The following is a 16733-nucleotide window of genomic DNA, read 5'->3' on the forward strand; positions in this document are numbered from 1 at the left end:
GTTGTCATCCTTTGCACCGGCTTTAGCGGCGCACCTTGCTGGCAAACAGACCTTGGGGCCGCAGCATCAAGACCACGACGATGAAGGACAAGGTCAGCACCTTGGCCATGGAGCCACTGAGGAAGAACTCCGTGATGGACTGCACCTGGGCAATGCCAAAGGCCGATGCCACGGTGCCCAGCAGGCTGGCGGCACCGCCAAAGGTGACGACCAGGAACGAATCCACGATGTAGAGCGAACCGGAGGTAGGGCCCGTCGAGCCGATGGTGGTGAAGGCGGCGCCGGCAATGCCCGCCACCCCGCAGCCAATCGCAAAGGTCAGGCGGTCGGTCTTCTTGGTGTTGATGCCGATGGCATTGGCCATCACCCGGTTGCTGACCGTGGCCCGCACCCGCAGGCCCCAACGGCTGCGGTACAGCGCAATCAGCACGCCGGCGGTCACCAGCAGCGCCAGCGCCAGCACAAACAGGCCATTGATCGGAATGTCCAGCCCCTCGCTGGGCGACCAGGAGCCCATCAGCCAGTCAGGCAAGGTAGGGCTCACCTCTTTGGGGCCGATCACCGAGCGGAACACCTGCTGCAGTCCCAGACTCAGGCCCCAGGTGGCCAGCAAGGTATCGAGCGGGCGCTTGTACAGGTGGCGGATCAATGCCCACTCGGCCAGCCAGCCCAGCACAAACGCGAACACAAAGGCCGCCACGATCGACAGCGGAAAGTAGTACGGCATCCATGCCGGCGCATGGGCTTCCACCAGGGTGGAGGCCATGAACACGGTGTAGGCGCCGATCGTCATGAACTCGCCATGCGCCATGTTGATGACACCCATCTGGCCAAAAATAATCGCCAGGCCCAGGCCCATCAGCAGCAATACTGCAAACAGGCTGAGGCCTGCGAAGCCCTGCATCAGCCCGATATTCATCATTTCAGAAAAAGTCATGGCGCTCTCTTGTCGGGTGGTGGTCGGCGGCATCGCGGGCCTCAAGGGCAATGCCTCGGGGCCCGCTCCTTGCTTGTAAGTGGCAAACACAGCCCAGCAAACCGAAGGTTTGCGGTTGAGACGAGGCGCGAGGCCGCAGGCAGTACAAAAAGTACGACAAGGCCGAGCAACGACGTATCAAGGGCTGTGTTGGCCACGTTTATTGGTAGCCCTTGGGGAAGGGATCAGGCTTGATCAGCTCGGGCGACTCGGACACCACCTTGAAGGTCCCGTCCGGCAGGCCCTGCGCGATGCGCGACTTGCTCCAGAGGTGGTGGTTGGCGTCGATCTTCACGTAGCCTTCGGGGGCGGTGTTCAGCTCGATGCCCGGCGATGCGGCCACGACCTTGTCCACATCGAAGCTGCCGGCCTTCTCGACAGCGGCCTTCCACAGCCAGGGGCCCAGGTAGCCGGCCTGGGTCACATCGCCGATGACCGACTTGGGACCGTACTTGGCCTTGAAGGCCTCGACAAACTTCTTGTTGTTGGGGTTGTCCAGCGTCTGGAAGTACTTCATGCTCGAGTAGAAGCCGGCAAAGTTCTCGCCGCCAATGCCGAGCATTTCGTCCTCGGTCACCGACAGGGTCACCAGGAACTGCTTGTCACCGGTGATGCCCGCCGCCTTGAGCTGCTTGTAGAAGGCCACGTTGGAGCCACCCACGACAGCTGCAAAGATCAGATCGGGCTTGGCCACCTTGATCTTGTTGATCAGCGAGTTGAAGTTGGTGTTGCTCAGCGGGTAGTACTCCTCGCCGACGACCTTGCCCTTCTGGAAGGTCTCGATGTGCTTGCGCGCAATCTTCATCGAGGTGCGCGGCCAGATGTAGTCCGAGCCCACCAGGAACACCTTGGAGGCGTTCTTTTCCTTCTTGGCCCAGTCGAGGCTGTACAGAATCTGCTGGGTCGCTTCCTGGCCGGTGTAGATGACGTTCTTGCTCTGCTCCAGGCCTTCGTAGAAGGTGGGGTAGTAGAGCAGGCCGTTTTCCTTTTCGAAGACGGGCAGCACGGCCTTGCGGGAGGCCGAGGTCCAGCAGCCGAACACGGTCGCCACATGGTCGCTGATGAGCAGCTTCTTGGCCTTTTCGGCAAAGGTGGGCCAGTCGGAGGCGCCGTCCTCCTTGATCACGCGGATCTTGCGTCCCAGCACACCGCCCATCGCGTTGATCTGGTCGATGGCCAGCTGCTCGGCCTGGATGGAGCCGGTCTCGGAGATCGCCATCGTGCCGGTCGACGAGTGCAGTTGCCCCACCACCACTTCGGTGTCGGTCACCGCGAGCTTGCTGGTGTTGACCTGCGCAGTAGGCGGCGTTTGGGCGCGGGACAGCATGGGCAGACCCGCGATGCTGATGGCACCCAGGCCTTGCAAGAGACGGCGGCGGCGGAGCGACTGTTGGAATTCCTGAGACATGCTTTTCTCCTCAAGTGGTTCAGGCGTTGAACCGGTAACGGGTTGAAACCTGTTGATCACTCTAAAAGTGCGGCCCCGAAACACCCATACGTCATTTGACGTAGCCGCTGCGTACGCACAAACAGCTAGCCTTGCTGCCTCAGTCAAACGCCTGCTAGCCCCAACGACCCCGCACTTCGACAACCGCACCAGCCTTGCCGTGGCCTGAATATTGCTTAGTCCGCTGATCCCTTGCCCACAGCGCCTGTGCGCTGCCTGTGATGACCAAGCCCTCCCAAAAGATCTTCCCGATCCGCCGCGAATACAACGCCTGGGTGGCCGACGAGACCATGGAGGACTACGCGCTGCGCTTTACGCCGCAGAAGGCGCGGCGCTGGAGCGAATGGCAGCTGCTGAACACGGCGATGGGCGGGCTGTCATTTCTGGCGCTGGAGGCCATTGGCGCGACCATCACCCTGGCCTATGGCTTCAGCAACGCGGCCTGGGCCATTGCGGTGATGGGCATCGTGATCTTTCTGACCGCCTGGCCCATCTCGGTCTGCGCGGCGCGCTATGGGCTGGACATGGACCTGCTCACCCGGGGCGCCGGCTTTGGCTACCTGGGCTCGACCATCACCTCGCTGGTCTATGCCACCTTCACCTTTATCTTTTTTGCGCTGGAGGCGGCCATCATGGCGCTGGCCGTGCAGATGGCGCTGGGCTGGCCGCTGGTGGTCTGCTATGTGCTGTGCGCGCTGGTGGTGATACCGATGGTGCTGTATGGCGTGACCTTCATCTCCAAGCTGCAGGCCTGGACCCAGCCGCTGTGGGCGCTGATGCTGCTGACGCCCTATCTGTGGCTGGCCTTCACCCAGCCGCAGCTGGTGCATGAGCTGCCGGGCCTGTCGGGCCTGACCTCGGGCAGCGCCGATTTCAACTGGCTGTATTTCGGCTCGGCCAGCACGGTGATATTCGCGCTGATCGTGCAGGTGGGTGAGCAGGTCGATTACCTGCGCTTCATGCCGCGCAAGACGGCCGCCAACCGGGGACGCTGGTGGTTTTGCGTGCTGATGGGCGGGCCGGGCTGGATCCTGATGGGCGCCGCGCGCATGCTGGGCGGCGCCTACCTGGCCTATGTGGCGCTGCAGTTTGGCTCCACGGTGGCCGAGGCCTCGGACCCCACCCACCTCTACCTCAGCGCGTTTGGCAAGATGGTCCAGGACCCGGGCATCGCCCTCTGGGTCACCCTCATCTTCGTCATCATGGCGCAGATCAAGATCAATGTGACCAATGCCTATGCCGGCTCGCTGGCCTGGTCCAATGTGTTCTCGCGCATCACCCGCAGCCACCCTGGCCGTGTCGTGTGGCTGGTGTTCAACGTGATGATCGCGATGCTGATCATGACCCTGGGCGTGTTCAGCGCGCTGGAGAAGGTGCTGGGCATCTACAGCAATATCGCCGTCGCCTGGGTCGGCGCGCTGGTGGCCGATCTGGTCATCAACAAGCCGCTGGGGCTGAGCCCGCCGGGCACCGAGTTCCGGCGCGCCTACCTGCATGACCTCAACCCCGTCGGGCTGGGCGCGATGGGCATTGCCGCGCTGGCCGCCGGCATTGCCTACAGCGGGCTGCTGGGTGAGCTGGCCAGCGCCTTTGCGCCCTATATTGCGCTGGTGATTGCGCTGCTGGTGTCGCCCTTGCTGGCCTGGGCCACGCGCGGGCGCTGGTATATCGCCCGCCCGCCCGCGCTGTTCGAGGCGCCCGAGCTGCAATGCGCCGTGTGCCAGAACCAGTTCGAGCGCGCCGACATGGCCGCCTGCCCCGCCTATGGCGCGCCCATCTGCTCGCTGTGCTGCTCGCTCGATTCGCGCTGCCATGACCGCTGCAAACCCAGCACCGCGCGGGCCCAGGTGCAGTGGCGCAGCCTCTACGAAAGCCTGCTACCCCAGCGTATCCAGCGCAGCATCAACTTTCGGCTGGCATCCTATGCCGGCACGGTGCTGCTGCTGACCAGCCCCATGGCGCTGGCCTTGTTCATCGTCTACATGCAGCAAAGCCTGCCGCCGGGGCAGACCGATTTGCGCTGGGCCTTTGTGCGGGCGTTCTCGCTGCTGGCGCTGCTGTGTGCACTCTATGCCTGGTGGCTGGTGCTGGCCAAGGACAGCCGGCGCATGGCGCGCGAGGAGTCGGAACGCCAGACGCAGATGCTGCTGCAAGAGATCGAGGCCCACCAGCGCACCGATGCCCAGCTGCAGGCCGCCAAGGAGCATGCCGAGGCGGCCAACCAGGCCAAATCGCGCTATGTGGCCGGCATGGCCCATGAGCTGCGCACGCCGCTGACCAGCATCCTCGGCTATGCCCAGCTGCTGCTGCGGCGCAGTGACCTGCCCGGCCCCGCGCATGAAAGCATCACCACCATGCTGCACAGTGGCGAGCACATGCACTCGCTGATCGATGAGCTGCTGGATCTGGCGCGCATCGAGGCTGGACGCCTGCGGCTGGACCCGGCGCCGCTGCAGTTCCCCGAGTTTCTCGAAGCGGTCAACCGCATGGTGCGGCCCCAGGCCGAGGCCAAGGGCCTGCAGTTTGCGCTGCAGACCCAGGGCCGCATGCCACCGTGGGTGCGCGCCGATGCCAAGCGCCTGCGCCAGATTCTGATCAACCTGCTGGGCAATGCGATCCGCTTTACCGACAGCGGCAGCGTGCGCCTGCAGGTCAACTGCCACAGCGATGTGGTGCGCTTTGATATTTGCGACACCGGCATCGGCATTGCGCCGCAGGACCATGAGCGCATCTTCATGCCGTTTGAACGGGGCAGTGCCGGGCGCCGGGCCGCGAGCACCGGCACCGGTCTGGGCCTGACCATCACCCGCATGCTGACCTTGCTGATGGGCGGCGAGCTGAGCCTGCAGAGCACGCCTGGCCAGGGCAGCACCTTCTCGGTGCGCCTGTACCTGAGCGAGGTCCACACCCCGCCCCGCGCGCTGGCCGGCCAACCCCAGGCCCGCCCCTTCATCGGCGGCTACCAGGGCCCGCGCAGAACGCTGCTGGTCGTCGATGACCAGCCCATCCACCGCCAGCTGATCGCCGGGGTGCTGATTCCGCTGGGCTTTACCGTGCTCGAAGCGGCCAGCGGCCATGAGTGTCTGGAGATCATCCGCGATGCGCCGCCCGATGCCATCCTGCTGGACCTGAGCATGGATGACCTGAGCGGCTGGCAGACCGCTGCGCTGGTGCGCCAGCAGTACAGCGCCGCCCATCTGCCGATCATCATCGTCTCGGCCGACCTGTTCGAGAACCAGCCCGAGCAGCTCGAGCGTGCCGGCTGCCAGGCCTTTGTCGGCAAGCCGGTGCTGGAGTCCGAGCTGATGGACAGCCTGGCCTGGCTGCTGAAGCTGGAGTGGCTGGAGGACAAGGCCGTATCCCCTCCCCCGGCGGCACTGGCCTCCGCCCCGCAGCCTGGCCCGCTGCCGCCCGAGCTGCAATCGGACATCACGCGGCTGGCACGCTTTGGCGATGGCGCCGGCCTGCGCAAGCTGCTGGCGGCAGCCCAGGCCAGCCATCCCGATTGCCGCGATGCGCTGCAGGCGCTTGATGCCGCTGCCCAGCGTTTCGATTTCCCGTTCATCCTGGAAAGCCTCGCCGCGTCCTCGCCCGATACCTAGCCATGCCTCATCACACACCCCATGCCGGCGTCGTCCTGGTGGTCGACGATGCCATCGAGACCCTCGGCTTCCTCTGCGAAGCGCTGAGCCAGCAGGACTACACGGTGCTGGTGGCCCGCAATGCGGCCGAGGCGCTGGAACGCCTGGAGATCGCGACGCCCGATGCAGTGCTGCTGGACTGCGTGATGCCCGGCGAGACCGGCTTCTCGCTGTGCCGCAGGATCAAGGCCAACCCGGCCTGGGCCCATGTGCCGGTGATCTTCATGACCGGGCTGTCCGAGACCGACCATATCGTCGAAGGCTTTGCCTGCGGCGGCGTGGACTATGTCGTCAAACCGCTGAAGCTGCCCGAGGTGCTGGCGCGGCTGGCCCGCCATATGCACAACGCCCATGTGGGCCGCATGGCCCAGGCGGCGGTGGATGTGGCGGGCATGGGGGTGGTGGTGCTGGACCGCCAGGGCCGCATCGCCTGGCGCTCGCCGCAGGCGGCACTGTGGCTGGAGCAGGCCTTTGGCGCCAGCACAGCGGCGGCAACGGCCTGGCTGCAATCGGCCTGGGATACGACGGCCCGGCACCCGCTGGGCGGCAGCAGCCTGCTGGCTCAGCCGGTGGGCGAGGTGGGCATTGGCGAGCGCATGCTGGTGCTGCGCGTGGGCACCGACAACCTGTGTGCCAGCACCCAGCGCCTGCAGGATGCGTCGCTGACCCCGCGCGAGACCGAGGTGCTGGGCTGGCTGGCCAAGGGCAAGACCAACCGGGACATTGCACAGATCCTGGGCATGAGCCCGCGCACGGTGAACAAGCACCTGGAGCATGTGTTTGAGAAGCTGGGCGTGGAGACCCGGGCAGCGGCAGCGGCCATCGCCAGCGGCTCCCTGGCCGCGTAAGCTTCGTGTAAGCCATAGAAAAGCTACGGATATTGCAGCGGTCTGGCGTGGCGCCCAAAGGCGCCTGCCGCTTGCGCCAGCGCAAATAAATGTCCATCACTGCCTCTGGCTGCACGACATTTCGCCGACGGCTAACGACATTTCAACTATCAATATTGATAGCATCTATCGCAAACCATCGTTGACCCCGGCGGCCATTTGGCTTTAAGTTCCGGGAAAAGCGCCTGACCGAAAACGATAAACACTCAGGAAAAACAAGGGTTTACCTTAGAAAAAACCCCTGCCTGATCTCGGTAGGATGGCACTCTTTTTCCCTTCAAGAGAGACAAGCCGTTATGAACAAGATGATGCAATGGACTGCGCTGGCCCTGGCGGCCGCCACCGCGACCGGCGCCTATGCCGACGCCTCCTACCCCAACAAGCCCATCACCATCGTCGTGCCCTTCACGGCGGGCGGCCCGACGGACCGCGTGGCACGCGACCTGGCCGAAGCACTGCGCAAGCCCCTCAATGGCGTGACCGTGGTCATCGACAACGCCGACGGCGCGGGCAGCACCATCGGCATGGCCAAGGCCGCACGTGCCAAGGCCGACGGCTACACCCTGCTGCTGAACCACATCGGCGTGGCCACGGCCCCCATCCTGTACCGCAAGCTGTCTTTCGATGTGACCAAGGACTTCGAGTACCTGGGCATCATCAACGACGTGCCGATGACCCTGATCGGCAAGCCCACCCTGGCACCGAACAACTACAAGGAACTGGCTGCCTATCTGAACAAGGAAAAGGACAAGGTCAACCTGGCCAATGCAGGTATTGGTTCCGCCTCGCACCTGTGCGGCCTGCTGCTGCAAAGCACCCTGAAGATCCCGCTGACCGCCGTGCCGTACAAGGGCGCCGCACCGGCAATTGCCGACCTGATGGGCAACCAGGTCGATGTGCTGTGCGACCAGACCACGAACACCACCGGCCAGATCGAAGGCAAGAAGGTCAAGGCCTATGCCGTGACCACCAGCAAGCGCCTGACCACGCCATCGCTGAAGGACCTGCCGACCCTGCAGGAAGAAGGCCTCAAGGGCTTTGAAGTGACGATCTGGCACGGCCTCTACGCCCCCAAGGGCACGCCACCCGACATCCTGAAGAAGGTCAACGACGCGCTGAAGGTGGCCTTGAAGGACCCCGAGTTCATCAAGAAGTCGGAGAACCTGAGCGCCGTCGTGGCCAACGACCAGCGCATCACGCCCGAAGGCCACAAGGCCTTTGTGCAGGCCGAGATCGCCAAGTGGACGCCGATCATCAAGGCGGCCGGCACCTTCGCCGACTGATCAGCCATCGCCCAAGCAAAAAGACTGCCTCGGCAGTCTTTTTTTCGTTGGATCAGACGCTTGCTGGGCGGTCAGCCGCCCCAGACCACATCGGCCTGCTCGGCCGCACTGCGGCGCAGCATCTCGATGAAGGGCACCGCCCGCTGCTTGAGGCCGACGCTGGCCTTCACATCCTGGCCGTCGGCGTCTTCGGGGTCCTGGTCCAGGTCCTGCGTCTTCGCAGCCTGGGCGCGTTCGTCTTCGGCAGCCACGGCGGCCTGCAATGCGGCAATCGCCTGGGGAATCTGGTCCGTGGTGATGATGCCGCGTGGCGAGGCGTCCTTGCCGATGATCTGCAGCACCTTGCGGGCATCAGGCTCCAGCATGATCATGTCTGCAGTGGCCTGTGATTTGAATTTGAATAGCACGGCGCTCTCCTTATCGATACATATAGTCCCGGGTGAACGGGTATTGTGATTGTGCACCAGGCATGGTGCCTGTCGTCATCGACCTATCGGGCATGACAGCCAGCATCTGGTGCAGCGCCACCCAGCCATGCTCAAACCCCGTGGCGCAGCCGGCCAGGTAGAGGCGGTAGGCGCGCAGGGTCTTGGCGGCCTGCGCGGAGTCGCCCTTTTGCGCGAGGATCGCCAGCGCCTCGTCCAGCTGCGCCTCCAGGGCATCGGACCAGGCCCACAAGGTCTTGGCGTAATGCGGGCGCAGGTTGTCGGTGTCCACCATCTCCCAGCCCGCGTGGGCCATCTCTTCGAGCACGGCGCTGACATGGATCAGCTCGCCGCCGGGGAAGATGTATTTCTCGATGAAATCGCCCATGCCGGCGCCCAGCTGCTCGTTGTCGGTGCCGCCAGCGGTGATGCCGTGGTTCATCAGCAGGCCACCGGGTTTGACCAGGCGCTTGAGCACCGTGAAGTACTCGTGCATATGGGCGCGGCCCACATGCTCGAACATGCCCACCGAGGCGAGCTTGTCAAAAGGCTGGTCCACGCGCAGCTGGCGGTAGTCGGTCAGCAGCATCTTGACCCGGCCCTGCAGGCCTTTTTGTTCGATCAGCTGGTTGACATAGGCATGCTGGTTTTTGGACAAGGTGATGCCGGTGCCCTCGATGCCATAGTGCTCGGCAGCCCACAGCAGCAGGCCGCCCCAGCCCGCTCCCACATCCAGAAAGCGCTCGCCTGGCTGCAGCCGCAGCTTGCGGCAGATCAGGTCCAGCTTGGCCTCCTGTGCCTGGGCCAGGCTGTAGCCAGGCTCGGCATAGTAGGCACAAGAGTAGACGCGGCGCGGATCCAGCCACAGACCGTAGAAATCGTCCGAGACGTCGTAGTGGAACTGGATCTGCTCGGAATCCTTGGTCAAGGTATGGAGCGCCGCCGAACGCGAGCGCGCCAACAGCCGGCTCCACCAGGTGGAACGCGCCGCCACCGGGTCCGAGGGCATCAGCGCCACCGCAGCGGCCATCGCATCGCGCATCGTGCCTTCGATATCCACGTGGCCCTCGACGATGGCCGCACCCACCACCCCGACATCGCCAGCCGCCAGCGAGGCCAGTGCCGCCGCGTTGTGGCAGCGAATGCGTACCTGCGCCTGGTCCGGCGGACCGATCCATCCGCCCTGCGGCAGGGAGATGGCAACCGACACTGGCAAACCCGCCAGCTTTTCTTCGAGCTTGGAATGCAGGATATTCATAGCGGTTATTGTGTGGCGCCGGTCCGCAAGGTCAATAGCCGTTGTCTGACACACCTACTAACAACATATCTATAGGGATGCCGCCAGCACCTGCGCAGCAGACGCGCTAGCATTGCTCCCTGCCCATGCCCACATCCCCGCCTGTCCCCTCTTCCGATCGCTTGCAGCCCGCAGCCTTGCTGGATCTGCCTGCTTTGCAGGCCCGCTACCCGAACCAGGACTGGGTGGTGTTGCAGGCCGATCCCGGTGCTTGCCAGGTGTGACGTTTGACCGCGCAACAGGCGTCGCCTATCCGACACGATCTGCCGTTGGGCTATGGCCAATTGGCAACACAGTACCTGAGCCGCGCGTCCGCCGGCGCTGGCCAGGTGGAACAGGTGATCGAGTTGGTGGAAGACCAGATTATGCCGCTGACCCGCAGTTGGCCAGCGCCCGGCCCCCAGCTGGCTTTGCTGTGCAGCGCGCCGGACATGGCGGCACTGGCCGCGCAGCTGCCGGATCCGCAAGCCCCGCTGCAGACCACCGACGCCGTCGAGCAGCTCTTCAACCGCTATGCCCACCACATGATGGGCGGCAGCCACAGCGGCCTGCAGCTGACGCCGGCGCAGGCTGCGCTGTTGATTCTGCTGCGCGAATGCCTGCACCACTGGGGCTGCCAGCAGGTCGCGCTGCAGGGGGCGCGGGCTTAGACGTCAGCGCGCTTCGCTGCGGAGCCCATCCACCGTCTGGAACAGCGCCTGGCGCGCCTGGCTGATGATCTGCGCTTTCCAGGCCACGCTCTCGTCATAGAAGGCTTCGCGCATCTGCTGGTGGATGGCAGCCTGCTGGGCGGCCGGTGCCTCGGGGTGCTGGTGCAGCCAGTGGTCGGCGCGCAGCGCATCCAAGGTAGCGTGCACCGGCAGCACACCGTACTCCAACGCCATGCCGGTAAATGTGGCCTGCGGGCATTCTTGCGCCACGCTGTTCCAGAGCAGACCGGTCAAAGGCGGCGATGAGGAGCTGCCATCGTCCAGCGACGTGACCGGCGTCGCGCCTGCCCCATCCCACCAGCGGCGCGCCCGCGCCAGCATGGCCGCATCACCGGGCGGGCCGGTGAAGATGCGCTCGCCATAGCCATTGGGGCCCAGCCCGGTGTGCACATCGATCCAGGCGATCTGGCGCGCGGCCTGGCCGTGCTGGCGCAGCACCTGGCGCAGGGTCTGGTTGCTCCAGGTCGGCGCCTGGCCGCCAAAGAACACGCCTTGCGGATAACGGTACTGGCCCTGGGCCACCGCCGCCTGCCAGGCCTTGAGGCCGTGCGCATCGATGAAGTCCTGCATCGCCTGCTGCACCGGGGCCGTCGGCGGCCACTGGGCCGGCACAATCACCTCGTGCAACTGGTCATAGGCCGGGTTGCCCGGCAGCGGTTGGGAGAAATCGACAAAGTTGCGGTTCAGGTCCACGTTCTCCTGGGTCACGCGCCGGCCGTAGGAAAAGCCATGGGGGTTGAGCGCATGCACATAGAGCACGGCCACACCGGCGCTGCGCACCTTGTCCAGCCACTCGGCATCGCGCAGCGCATAGACCTGCACGCCGCTGCCGCAGTAGCCCTCGATGCCATGGCAGGCGCTGCTGAGGATCAGCAGCTGGTCGGCATCGGCCGCGCCATCCCGGGCCACATCCATGGCCAGCGCTTCGCCTGCGACCCCGGTCAACGGATGGGGCTGCGACTGCAGCGCCAGGCCAGCGGCGGCGGCGGACTCCAGAAACTGCTGGCGGGCTTGCGCATAGCTGCGCGAAAAGGCTAGTTCTACAGCGCTCATGCGGCGATACCTCCGTGGCCCATGCCGGCGGTGGCCATGCGCTCGACCTGCACCGCACAGTCGTAAAAGGACGGCGCGCGTCCGATATCGGTCAGCTGCTGGTGGGTCAGCTCGTTGACGTTGGTGCCATTGGGCCCATCCTTGCGCCACCAGATCCCCAGTCCCACTACGACGCCGGGCCGGGCACGGCCATTGATGCTGGCATGGCAGACATGCTCGCCCCGGCCGTTGAAGACGCGCACCAGATCGCCATCTTCAATCTGGCGGCTTTGCGCATCGCTGGGGTGCATCTCCAGCATCGGGCGCTCTTCGGCACTGCGCAGCTGGCGCACATTGACAAAGGTGGAGTTGAGAAAGTTGCGCGCCGGTGGCGAGATCATCGCCAGCGGATGGCTGGCGGTGGGCAGCTCATGGTTGGGCAGGTGGTCGGGCAAGGGGTTGATGCCCATGGCCTCCAGCGCCGCGCTGTGGAACTCGCACTTGCCCGAGGGCGTGGCAAAGCCGCCGTTGGCAAACGGGGCGTCGGGCAGGTCCTGTGCGACAAAGCCCTGCGCCAGCAGCTGCTCGAACGGGATGCGGGTCGGGTCCACCGCCTGGCGGCACAGCTCCTCGTCGCTGTCGGCAAAATGCGGCGCCGCAAAGGCGCTGTCGTAGCGCGCCATCTGCGCGGCCAGGTCGCGGAAGATCTGCGCATTGCTGCGCGCCTGGCCCAGCGGCGCAATGGCCGGGCGGTTGAGCAGCACATCGGTGTGGCCGTAGCTGGTGTGGATGTCCCAGTGTTCCAGCTGGCTGGTGGCGGGCAGCACATAGTCGGCATAGTCGGCCGTGTCGGTCATGAAGTGCTCCAGCACCACGGTGAACAGGTCCTCGCGGGCAAAGCCCTTGACCACCTTGGCCGAATCGGGGGCTACCGCGACCGGGTTGCTGTTGTAGCAGACCAGGGCAGCAATCTGCGGGCCGAACCCGGCGCTGGCGGGCTGGAGCAGCGCATCGCCAATCGTGCTCATGTTGACGGTGCGGGGCTGGCGCGCGCCCAGCAGCGCCGGCATTTGCAGGGCCCCCCGGCGCGCCGGTGCCGATGACGAACTGGACAGCAGCAGGCCGCCAGCGCGGTGGCGCCAGGCGCCGGTGAGTGCGGGCAGGCAGGCGACCGCGCGCACGGCATTGCCGCCGCCGCGCACACGCTGCATGCCGTAGTTCAGGCGGATCGCCGCCCGCTCGGTGGTGCCGTAATCGCGCGCCAGGCTGCGGATCTGCGCGGCATCGATGCCGCAGACCTGGGCGGCGCGCTCGGGCGACCACTGCAGTGCGCGGGCCTTCAACGCGTCCCAGCCCAAGGTGTGCTGGGCAATGTAGTCGTGGTCGAGCCAGTCGTTGCGGATCAGCTCATGCATCAAGGCCAGCGCCAGCGCCGCATCGGTGCCGGGCAGCAGCTGCAGGTGTTCATGGCATTTGTCGGCGGTCTCGCTCTTGCGCGGATCGATGCAGACCAGCTTGGCGCCGTTGCGCTTGGCCTCCATCGCATAGCGCCAGAAATGCAGGTTGCTGCCAATGCTGTTGCTGCCCCAGATGAGGATCAGCTGGCTCTCGGCAAAAAACTGCACCCGCATGCCCAGCTTGCCGCCATAGGTGTGCAGCAAGGCTTCCGAGCCCGCGCTGGCGCAGATGGTGCGGTCCAGCAGCGACGCGCCCAGCTGGTGGAAAAAGCGCCGGTCCATGCTCTCGCCCTGCACCAGGCCCATCGTGCCGGCATAGCTGTAGGGCAGGATGGCCTGCGGATCGGTCTGCGCAATGCGGTGCAGCCGCTGGCTGATATCGGCCAGCGCCTCGTCCCAGCTCACCGGCTGGAACTGGCCGCTGCCCTTGGGGCCGACCCGCTTCATCGGCTGCAGCACCCGGTCCGCATGGTAGCTGCGCTCGGTGTATTTGCTGACCTTGGCGCAGAGCACGCCGCCGGTGTGCGCATGCAGCGGATTGCCACTGACCTTGGTCGCCACGCCATCGACCACGGTGGTGACCAGTGAGCAGGTATCGGGGCAGTCATGGGGGCAGGCGCCCAGAACGGTGGTGGCGGCAGCAGTGGTAGTCATGGCAAGGGCGGCGCCGAGGCCGGCGCAGAGTCGGGGGAATGGAGTGCTGCACATGGTAGCGCCAGTTGGCAGGGGCCGGGGTCTCCTGCAGCACGTGGCCGAGCGGGGCCCAGGCCCAGGGTTATTCCCAGGACATTTCAGCGCAGGGGTGTCCTGCTTTGCTGCACCATAGAGGGCTTGGCACGCCGCGCGCCAACGCCTTGGCCCCTCGCGGCACCGGCCAGACAGATACATCCCCATGTAGCCAACAGGATTTCCCATGAAGCTGATTGATTCCATCGTGGCCGAAGCGGCCAGCATTGCCCAGATCCGCAAAGACATCCATGCCCACCCGGAGCTGTGCTTCGAAGAAGTGCGCACGGCCGATCTGGTGGCAGCCAAGCTGACGGAATGGGGCATTCCTATCCACCGCGGCCTGGGCACCACCGGCGTGGTCGGCATCGTGCACGGCAAGGATGGCGGCGCCAGCGGCCAGGCCGTGGGCCTGCGCGCCGATATCGATGCGCTGCCGATGCAGGAGTCCAACACCTTTGAACACGCCAGCCGCCATGCCGGCAAGATGCACGCCTGCGGCCATGACGGCCACACCGCGATGCTGCTGGCCGCAGCCAAGCACTTCTCCAAGTTCCGCGATTTTGACGGCACCGTCTACCTGATCTTCCAACCTGCCGAAGAAGGCGGTGGCGGCGCGCGCGAGATGATCAAGGACGGCCTGTTCGAGAAATTCCCGATGCAGGCCATCTTCGGCATGCACAACTGGCCCGGCATGGCCGCCGGCAACATGGCCGTCAGCCCCGGCCCGGTGATGGCCTCCAGCAACGACTTCAAGATCACCATCACCGGCAAGGGCGGCCACGGCGCGATGCCGCACATGGGCAATGATCCGGTGCCCATCGCCTGCCAGATCGTGACGGCGTTCCAGACCATCATCACCCGCAACAAGAAGCCGCTCGATACCGGCGTGATTTCCGTGACCATGATCCACGGCGGCGAAGCCAACAACGTGATCCCCGACCGCGTGGAGCTGCAAGGCACGGTGCGCACCTTCCGCACCGAAGTGCTGGACCTGATCGAAGCCCGCATGCGCCAGGTGGCCGAAGGCTGCTGCGCGATGAACAATGCGCAGTGCGAGTTCTACTTCAACCGCAACTACCCCGCCACCGTCAACAGCGTCCCCGAAGCCGAGTTCGCCCGCCAGGTGATGATCGACATCATCGGCGCCGATAAAGTGAAGGCGCAAGAACCCACGATGGGCGCCGAAGACTTCTCCTTCATGCTCGAAGCCAAGCCCGGCGCCTACTGCTTCATCGCCAACGGCGAAGGCGACCACCGCGCCATAGGCCACGGCGGCGGCCCCTGCACCTTGCACAACCCCAGCTACGACTTCAACGACGACCTGATCCCCCTGGGCGCAACGTACTGGGTACAACTGGCCACCAAGTGGCTCGCCCAAGCGAAGAAATAAGAAGCGAAATCAGCAACCCAAGCAAAGCGCCCGAGGACATCCCGGGCGCTTTTTGCATTGAAAGCAGCTGAAACCACTCCTCTCCGTCCCATCAACCAAGGCGAGCCCTGAAATCACCCGGACTGCCGGAGCGGGCCCAAGAAGCAAGCGCAATACTCACCCCACCACCCCAACGCCGAGATAGGGCCTGAGGCGAGGCGCGCAGGCGCAGACAGTACGCCTGTACGGCAAGCCTGCGCAACGAAGGATCAGGCCCTATATCGGCGCCCCCGCAAGACCAACAGCCCAAAACTCAAAAACTCAGCACAGCGCCATCCCCAAGCGCTACATGAAATGAAACGGTCTGCCGGAGCGGGCTAAAGAAGCAAACGCAACGCCCAACCCCACCACCCCAACGCCGAGATAGGGCCTGAGACGAGGCGCGCAGGCGCAGACAGTACGCCTGTACGGCAAGCCTGCGCAACGAAGGATCAGGCCCTATATCGGCGCCCCCGCACGATTAGCAGCCCCCTAACAGCCCATAAAACAATCTTAAAAAGGCGTCGCAGGCGCAGACAGTACGCTTGTATGGCAAGCCTGCGCAACGAAGGATCAGGCCCTATATCGGCGCCTCAGCACGACTAACGGACCCAACCCCAAAAAAGCACAAGACCTCAACACCCCAACTGATCCGCCAGATCCAACAAATCACGACAGTGATAGGTGTTGTCGGGTTGGGGGGTTACATCTTTGGGTTGGTTGGCCCCATATTCATGCGGCCGCTGTATATACGCCGTCCGCAACCCGCACCACCGCGCTGCCGCCAAATCACTGTGATGCGCGGCGACCAGCATGACCGAAGCAGCCTCCACCCCAAAAACATCCGCCACGCCGAGGTACGCCCGGGGATCCGGCTTGTACGCCTGGAACACCTCCGCCGACAAAACACAATCCCACGGCAGCCCTGCGTTCTTGGCCATGTGGGTCAGCAACGCAATATTGCCGTTGGACAGCGGGGTGATGACAAACCGGCTTTTGAGCCGCTGCAGGCCGGCGACGGCATCGGGCCAGGGCGCCAATCGGTGCCAGACCCGGTTCAGCGCGGCGCGCTCGGCCTCGGGCATGCCGTCCAGCCCAAACTGCGGCAGGATGCCGTCGAGAATGCGGCGGTGTAATGCATCCATGCGCGTCCAGCCCAGCTGGCCCTGGCGCACCAGGTCCATCGCCGGCTGGTAGCCCTTGCGCCAGGCCAGCGCAAAGGCGTCGCCATCCACCTGCGGATGGCGCTCGGCCATCTCGCGCTGGATGCTGCCGTGCCAGTCGACGACCGTACCAAAGACGTCAAACGCCAGAATCTGGGGGAGGGCTACGGCCATGGGGGGTTCCATCGAAGTAAAAACACGCCCCAGCATGCGCCAGTGCGGGCCGCCGCCCTATCGCGCAGGCGTCAGCCCGAGGGCCGAAAGCGCGCGGGCACAAA

General features: G+C 65.0%; 13 protein-coding genes. 6 read left to right on the forward strand and 7 right to left on the reverse strand.

Annotated features, from left to right (window positions below; genetic code table 11):
- Positions 1 to 22 precede the first annotated feature (22 nt).
- Both urtB and urtA read right to left on the reverse strand, forming a co-directional pair.
- A complete protein-coding gene (gene urtB / locus ACHWUQ_RS13385; protein WP_239809709.1) occupies positions 23 to 937 on the reverse strand; it encodes an urea ABC transporter permease subunit UrtB in 915 nt (304 codons plus the stop codon).
- Between the two features lie 199 nt (positions 938 to 1136).
- A complete protein-coding gene (urtA, locus tag ACHWUQ_RS13390) occupies positions 1137 to 2384 on the reverse strand; it encodes an urea ABC transporter substrate-binding protein (RefSeq protein WP_239809710.1) in 1248 nt (415 codons plus the stop codon).
- Positions 2385 to 2644: 260 nt separating this feature from the next.
- Between urtA and ACHWUQ_RS13395 the strand changes: the two genes are divergently transcribed.
- The 3 genes from ACHWUQ_RS13395 to ACHWUQ_RS13405 all read left to right on the forward strand — a co-directional run bounded on the left by ACHWUQ_RS13395 (position 2645) and on the right by ACHWUQ_RS13405 (position 8234).
- The gene (locus ACHWUQ_RS13395) at positions 2645 to 6025 is read left to right on the forward strand and encodes an ATP-binding protein (RefSeq protein WP_394681435.1); all 3381 of its coding nucleotides are present in this window, start codon (positions 2645 to 2647) and stop codon (positions 6023 to 6025) included.
- 2 nt (positions 6026 to 6027) lie between these two features.
- A complete protein-coding gene (locus tag ACHWUQ_RS13400; RefSeq protein ID WP_394681436.1) occupies positions 6028 to 6912 on the forward strand; it encodes a response regulator in 885 nt (294 codons plus the stop codon).
- A gap of 335 nt (positions 6913 to 7247) precedes the next feature.
- Complete coding sequence (locus tag ACHWUQ_RS13405) at positions 7248 to 8234, forward strand: tripartite tricarboxylate transporter substrate-binding protein (RefSeq protein ID WP_312528145.1); 987 nt, start codon at positions 7248 to 7250, stop codon at positions 8232 to 8234.
- 71 nt (positions 8235 to 8305) lie between these two features.
- On the opposite strand, the gene ACHWUQ_RS13410 is transcribed toward ACHWUQ_RS13405, so the two are convergent.
- Together ACHWUQ_RS13410 and ACHWUQ_RS13415 are read right to left on the reverse strand one after the other, a co-directional pair.
- Complete coding sequence (locus tag ACHWUQ_RS13410; RefSeq protein ID WP_116926167.1) at positions 8306 to 8641, reverse strand: DUF1840 domain-containing protein; 336 nt, start codon at positions 8639 to 8641, stop codon at positions 8306 to 8308.
- Between the two features lie 10 nt (positions 8642 to 8651).
- Positions 8652 to 9917, reverse strand: coding sequence for a class I SAM-dependent methyltransferase (locus ACHWUQ_RS13415; RefSeq protein ID WP_312411582.1), 1266 nt, complete (start codon positions 9915 to 9917; stop codon positions 8652 to 8654).
- A 125-nt stretch (positions 9918 to 10042) separates the two neighbouring features.
- Between ACHWUQ_RS13415 and ACHWUQ_RS13420 the strand changes: the two genes are divergently transcribed.
- A complete protein-coding gene (locus ACHWUQ_RS13420) occupies positions 10043 to 10180 on the forward strand; it encodes a hypothetical protein (RefSeq protein ID WP_394681437.1) in 138 nt (45 codons plus the stop codon).
- Between the two features lie 3 nt (positions 10181 to 10183).
- Complete coding sequence (locus tag ACHWUQ_RS13425) at positions 10184 to 10606, forward strand: hypothetical protein (RefSeq protein ID WP_394681438.1); 423 nt, start codon at positions 10184 to 10186, stop codon at positions 10604 to 10606.
- Positions 10607 to 10609: 3 nt separating this feature from the next.
- Here the strand turns inward: ACHWUQ_RS13425 and ACHWUQ_RS13430 are convergent, their stop codons facing one another.
- Both ACHWUQ_RS13430 and ACHWUQ_RS13435 read right to left on the reverse strand, forming a co-directional pair.
- Complete coding sequence (locus ACHWUQ_RS13430) at positions 10610 to 11719, reverse strand: M14 family metallopeptidase (protein WP_394681439.1); 1110 nt, start codon at positions 11717 to 11719, stop codon at positions 10610 to 10612.
- Positions 11716 to 13809, reverse strand: a complete 2094-nt coding sequence (locus ACHWUQ_RS13435) for a molybdopterin-dependent oxidoreductase (protein WP_394681440.1) — start codon at positions 13807 to 13809, stop codon at positions 11716 to 11718. Before ACHWUQ_RS13435 ends, ACHWUQ_RS13430 begins: the two co-directional genes overlap by 4 nt.
- 259 nt (positions 13810 to 14068) lie before the next feature.
- Between ACHWUQ_RS13435 and ACHWUQ_RS13440 the strand changes: the two genes are divergently transcribed.
- The gene (locus tag ACHWUQ_RS13440) at positions 14069 to 15274 is read left to right on the forward strand and encodes a M20 aminoacylase family protein (RefSeq protein WP_394681441.1); all 1206 of its coding nucleotides are present in this window, start codon (positions 14069 to 14071) and stop codon (positions 15272 to 15274) included.
- Between the two features lie 653 nt (positions 15275 to 15927).
- Here ACHWUQ_RS13440 and ACHWUQ_RS13445 read toward each other — a convergent pair.
- Positions 15928 to 16629, reverse strand: a complete 702-nt coding sequence (locus ACHWUQ_RS13445) for a haloacid dehalogenase type II (RefSeq protein ID WP_394681442.1) — start codon at positions 16627 to 16629, stop codon at positions 15928 to 15930.
- Positions 16630 to 16733 lie beyond the last annotated feature (104 nt).

It is taken from the genome of uncultured Comamonas sp. (assembly GCF_964277875.1).
Classification (GTDB): domain Bacteria; phylum Pseudomonadota; class Gammaproteobacteria; order Burkholderiales; family Burkholderiaceae_C; genus Comamonas; species Comamonas sediminis.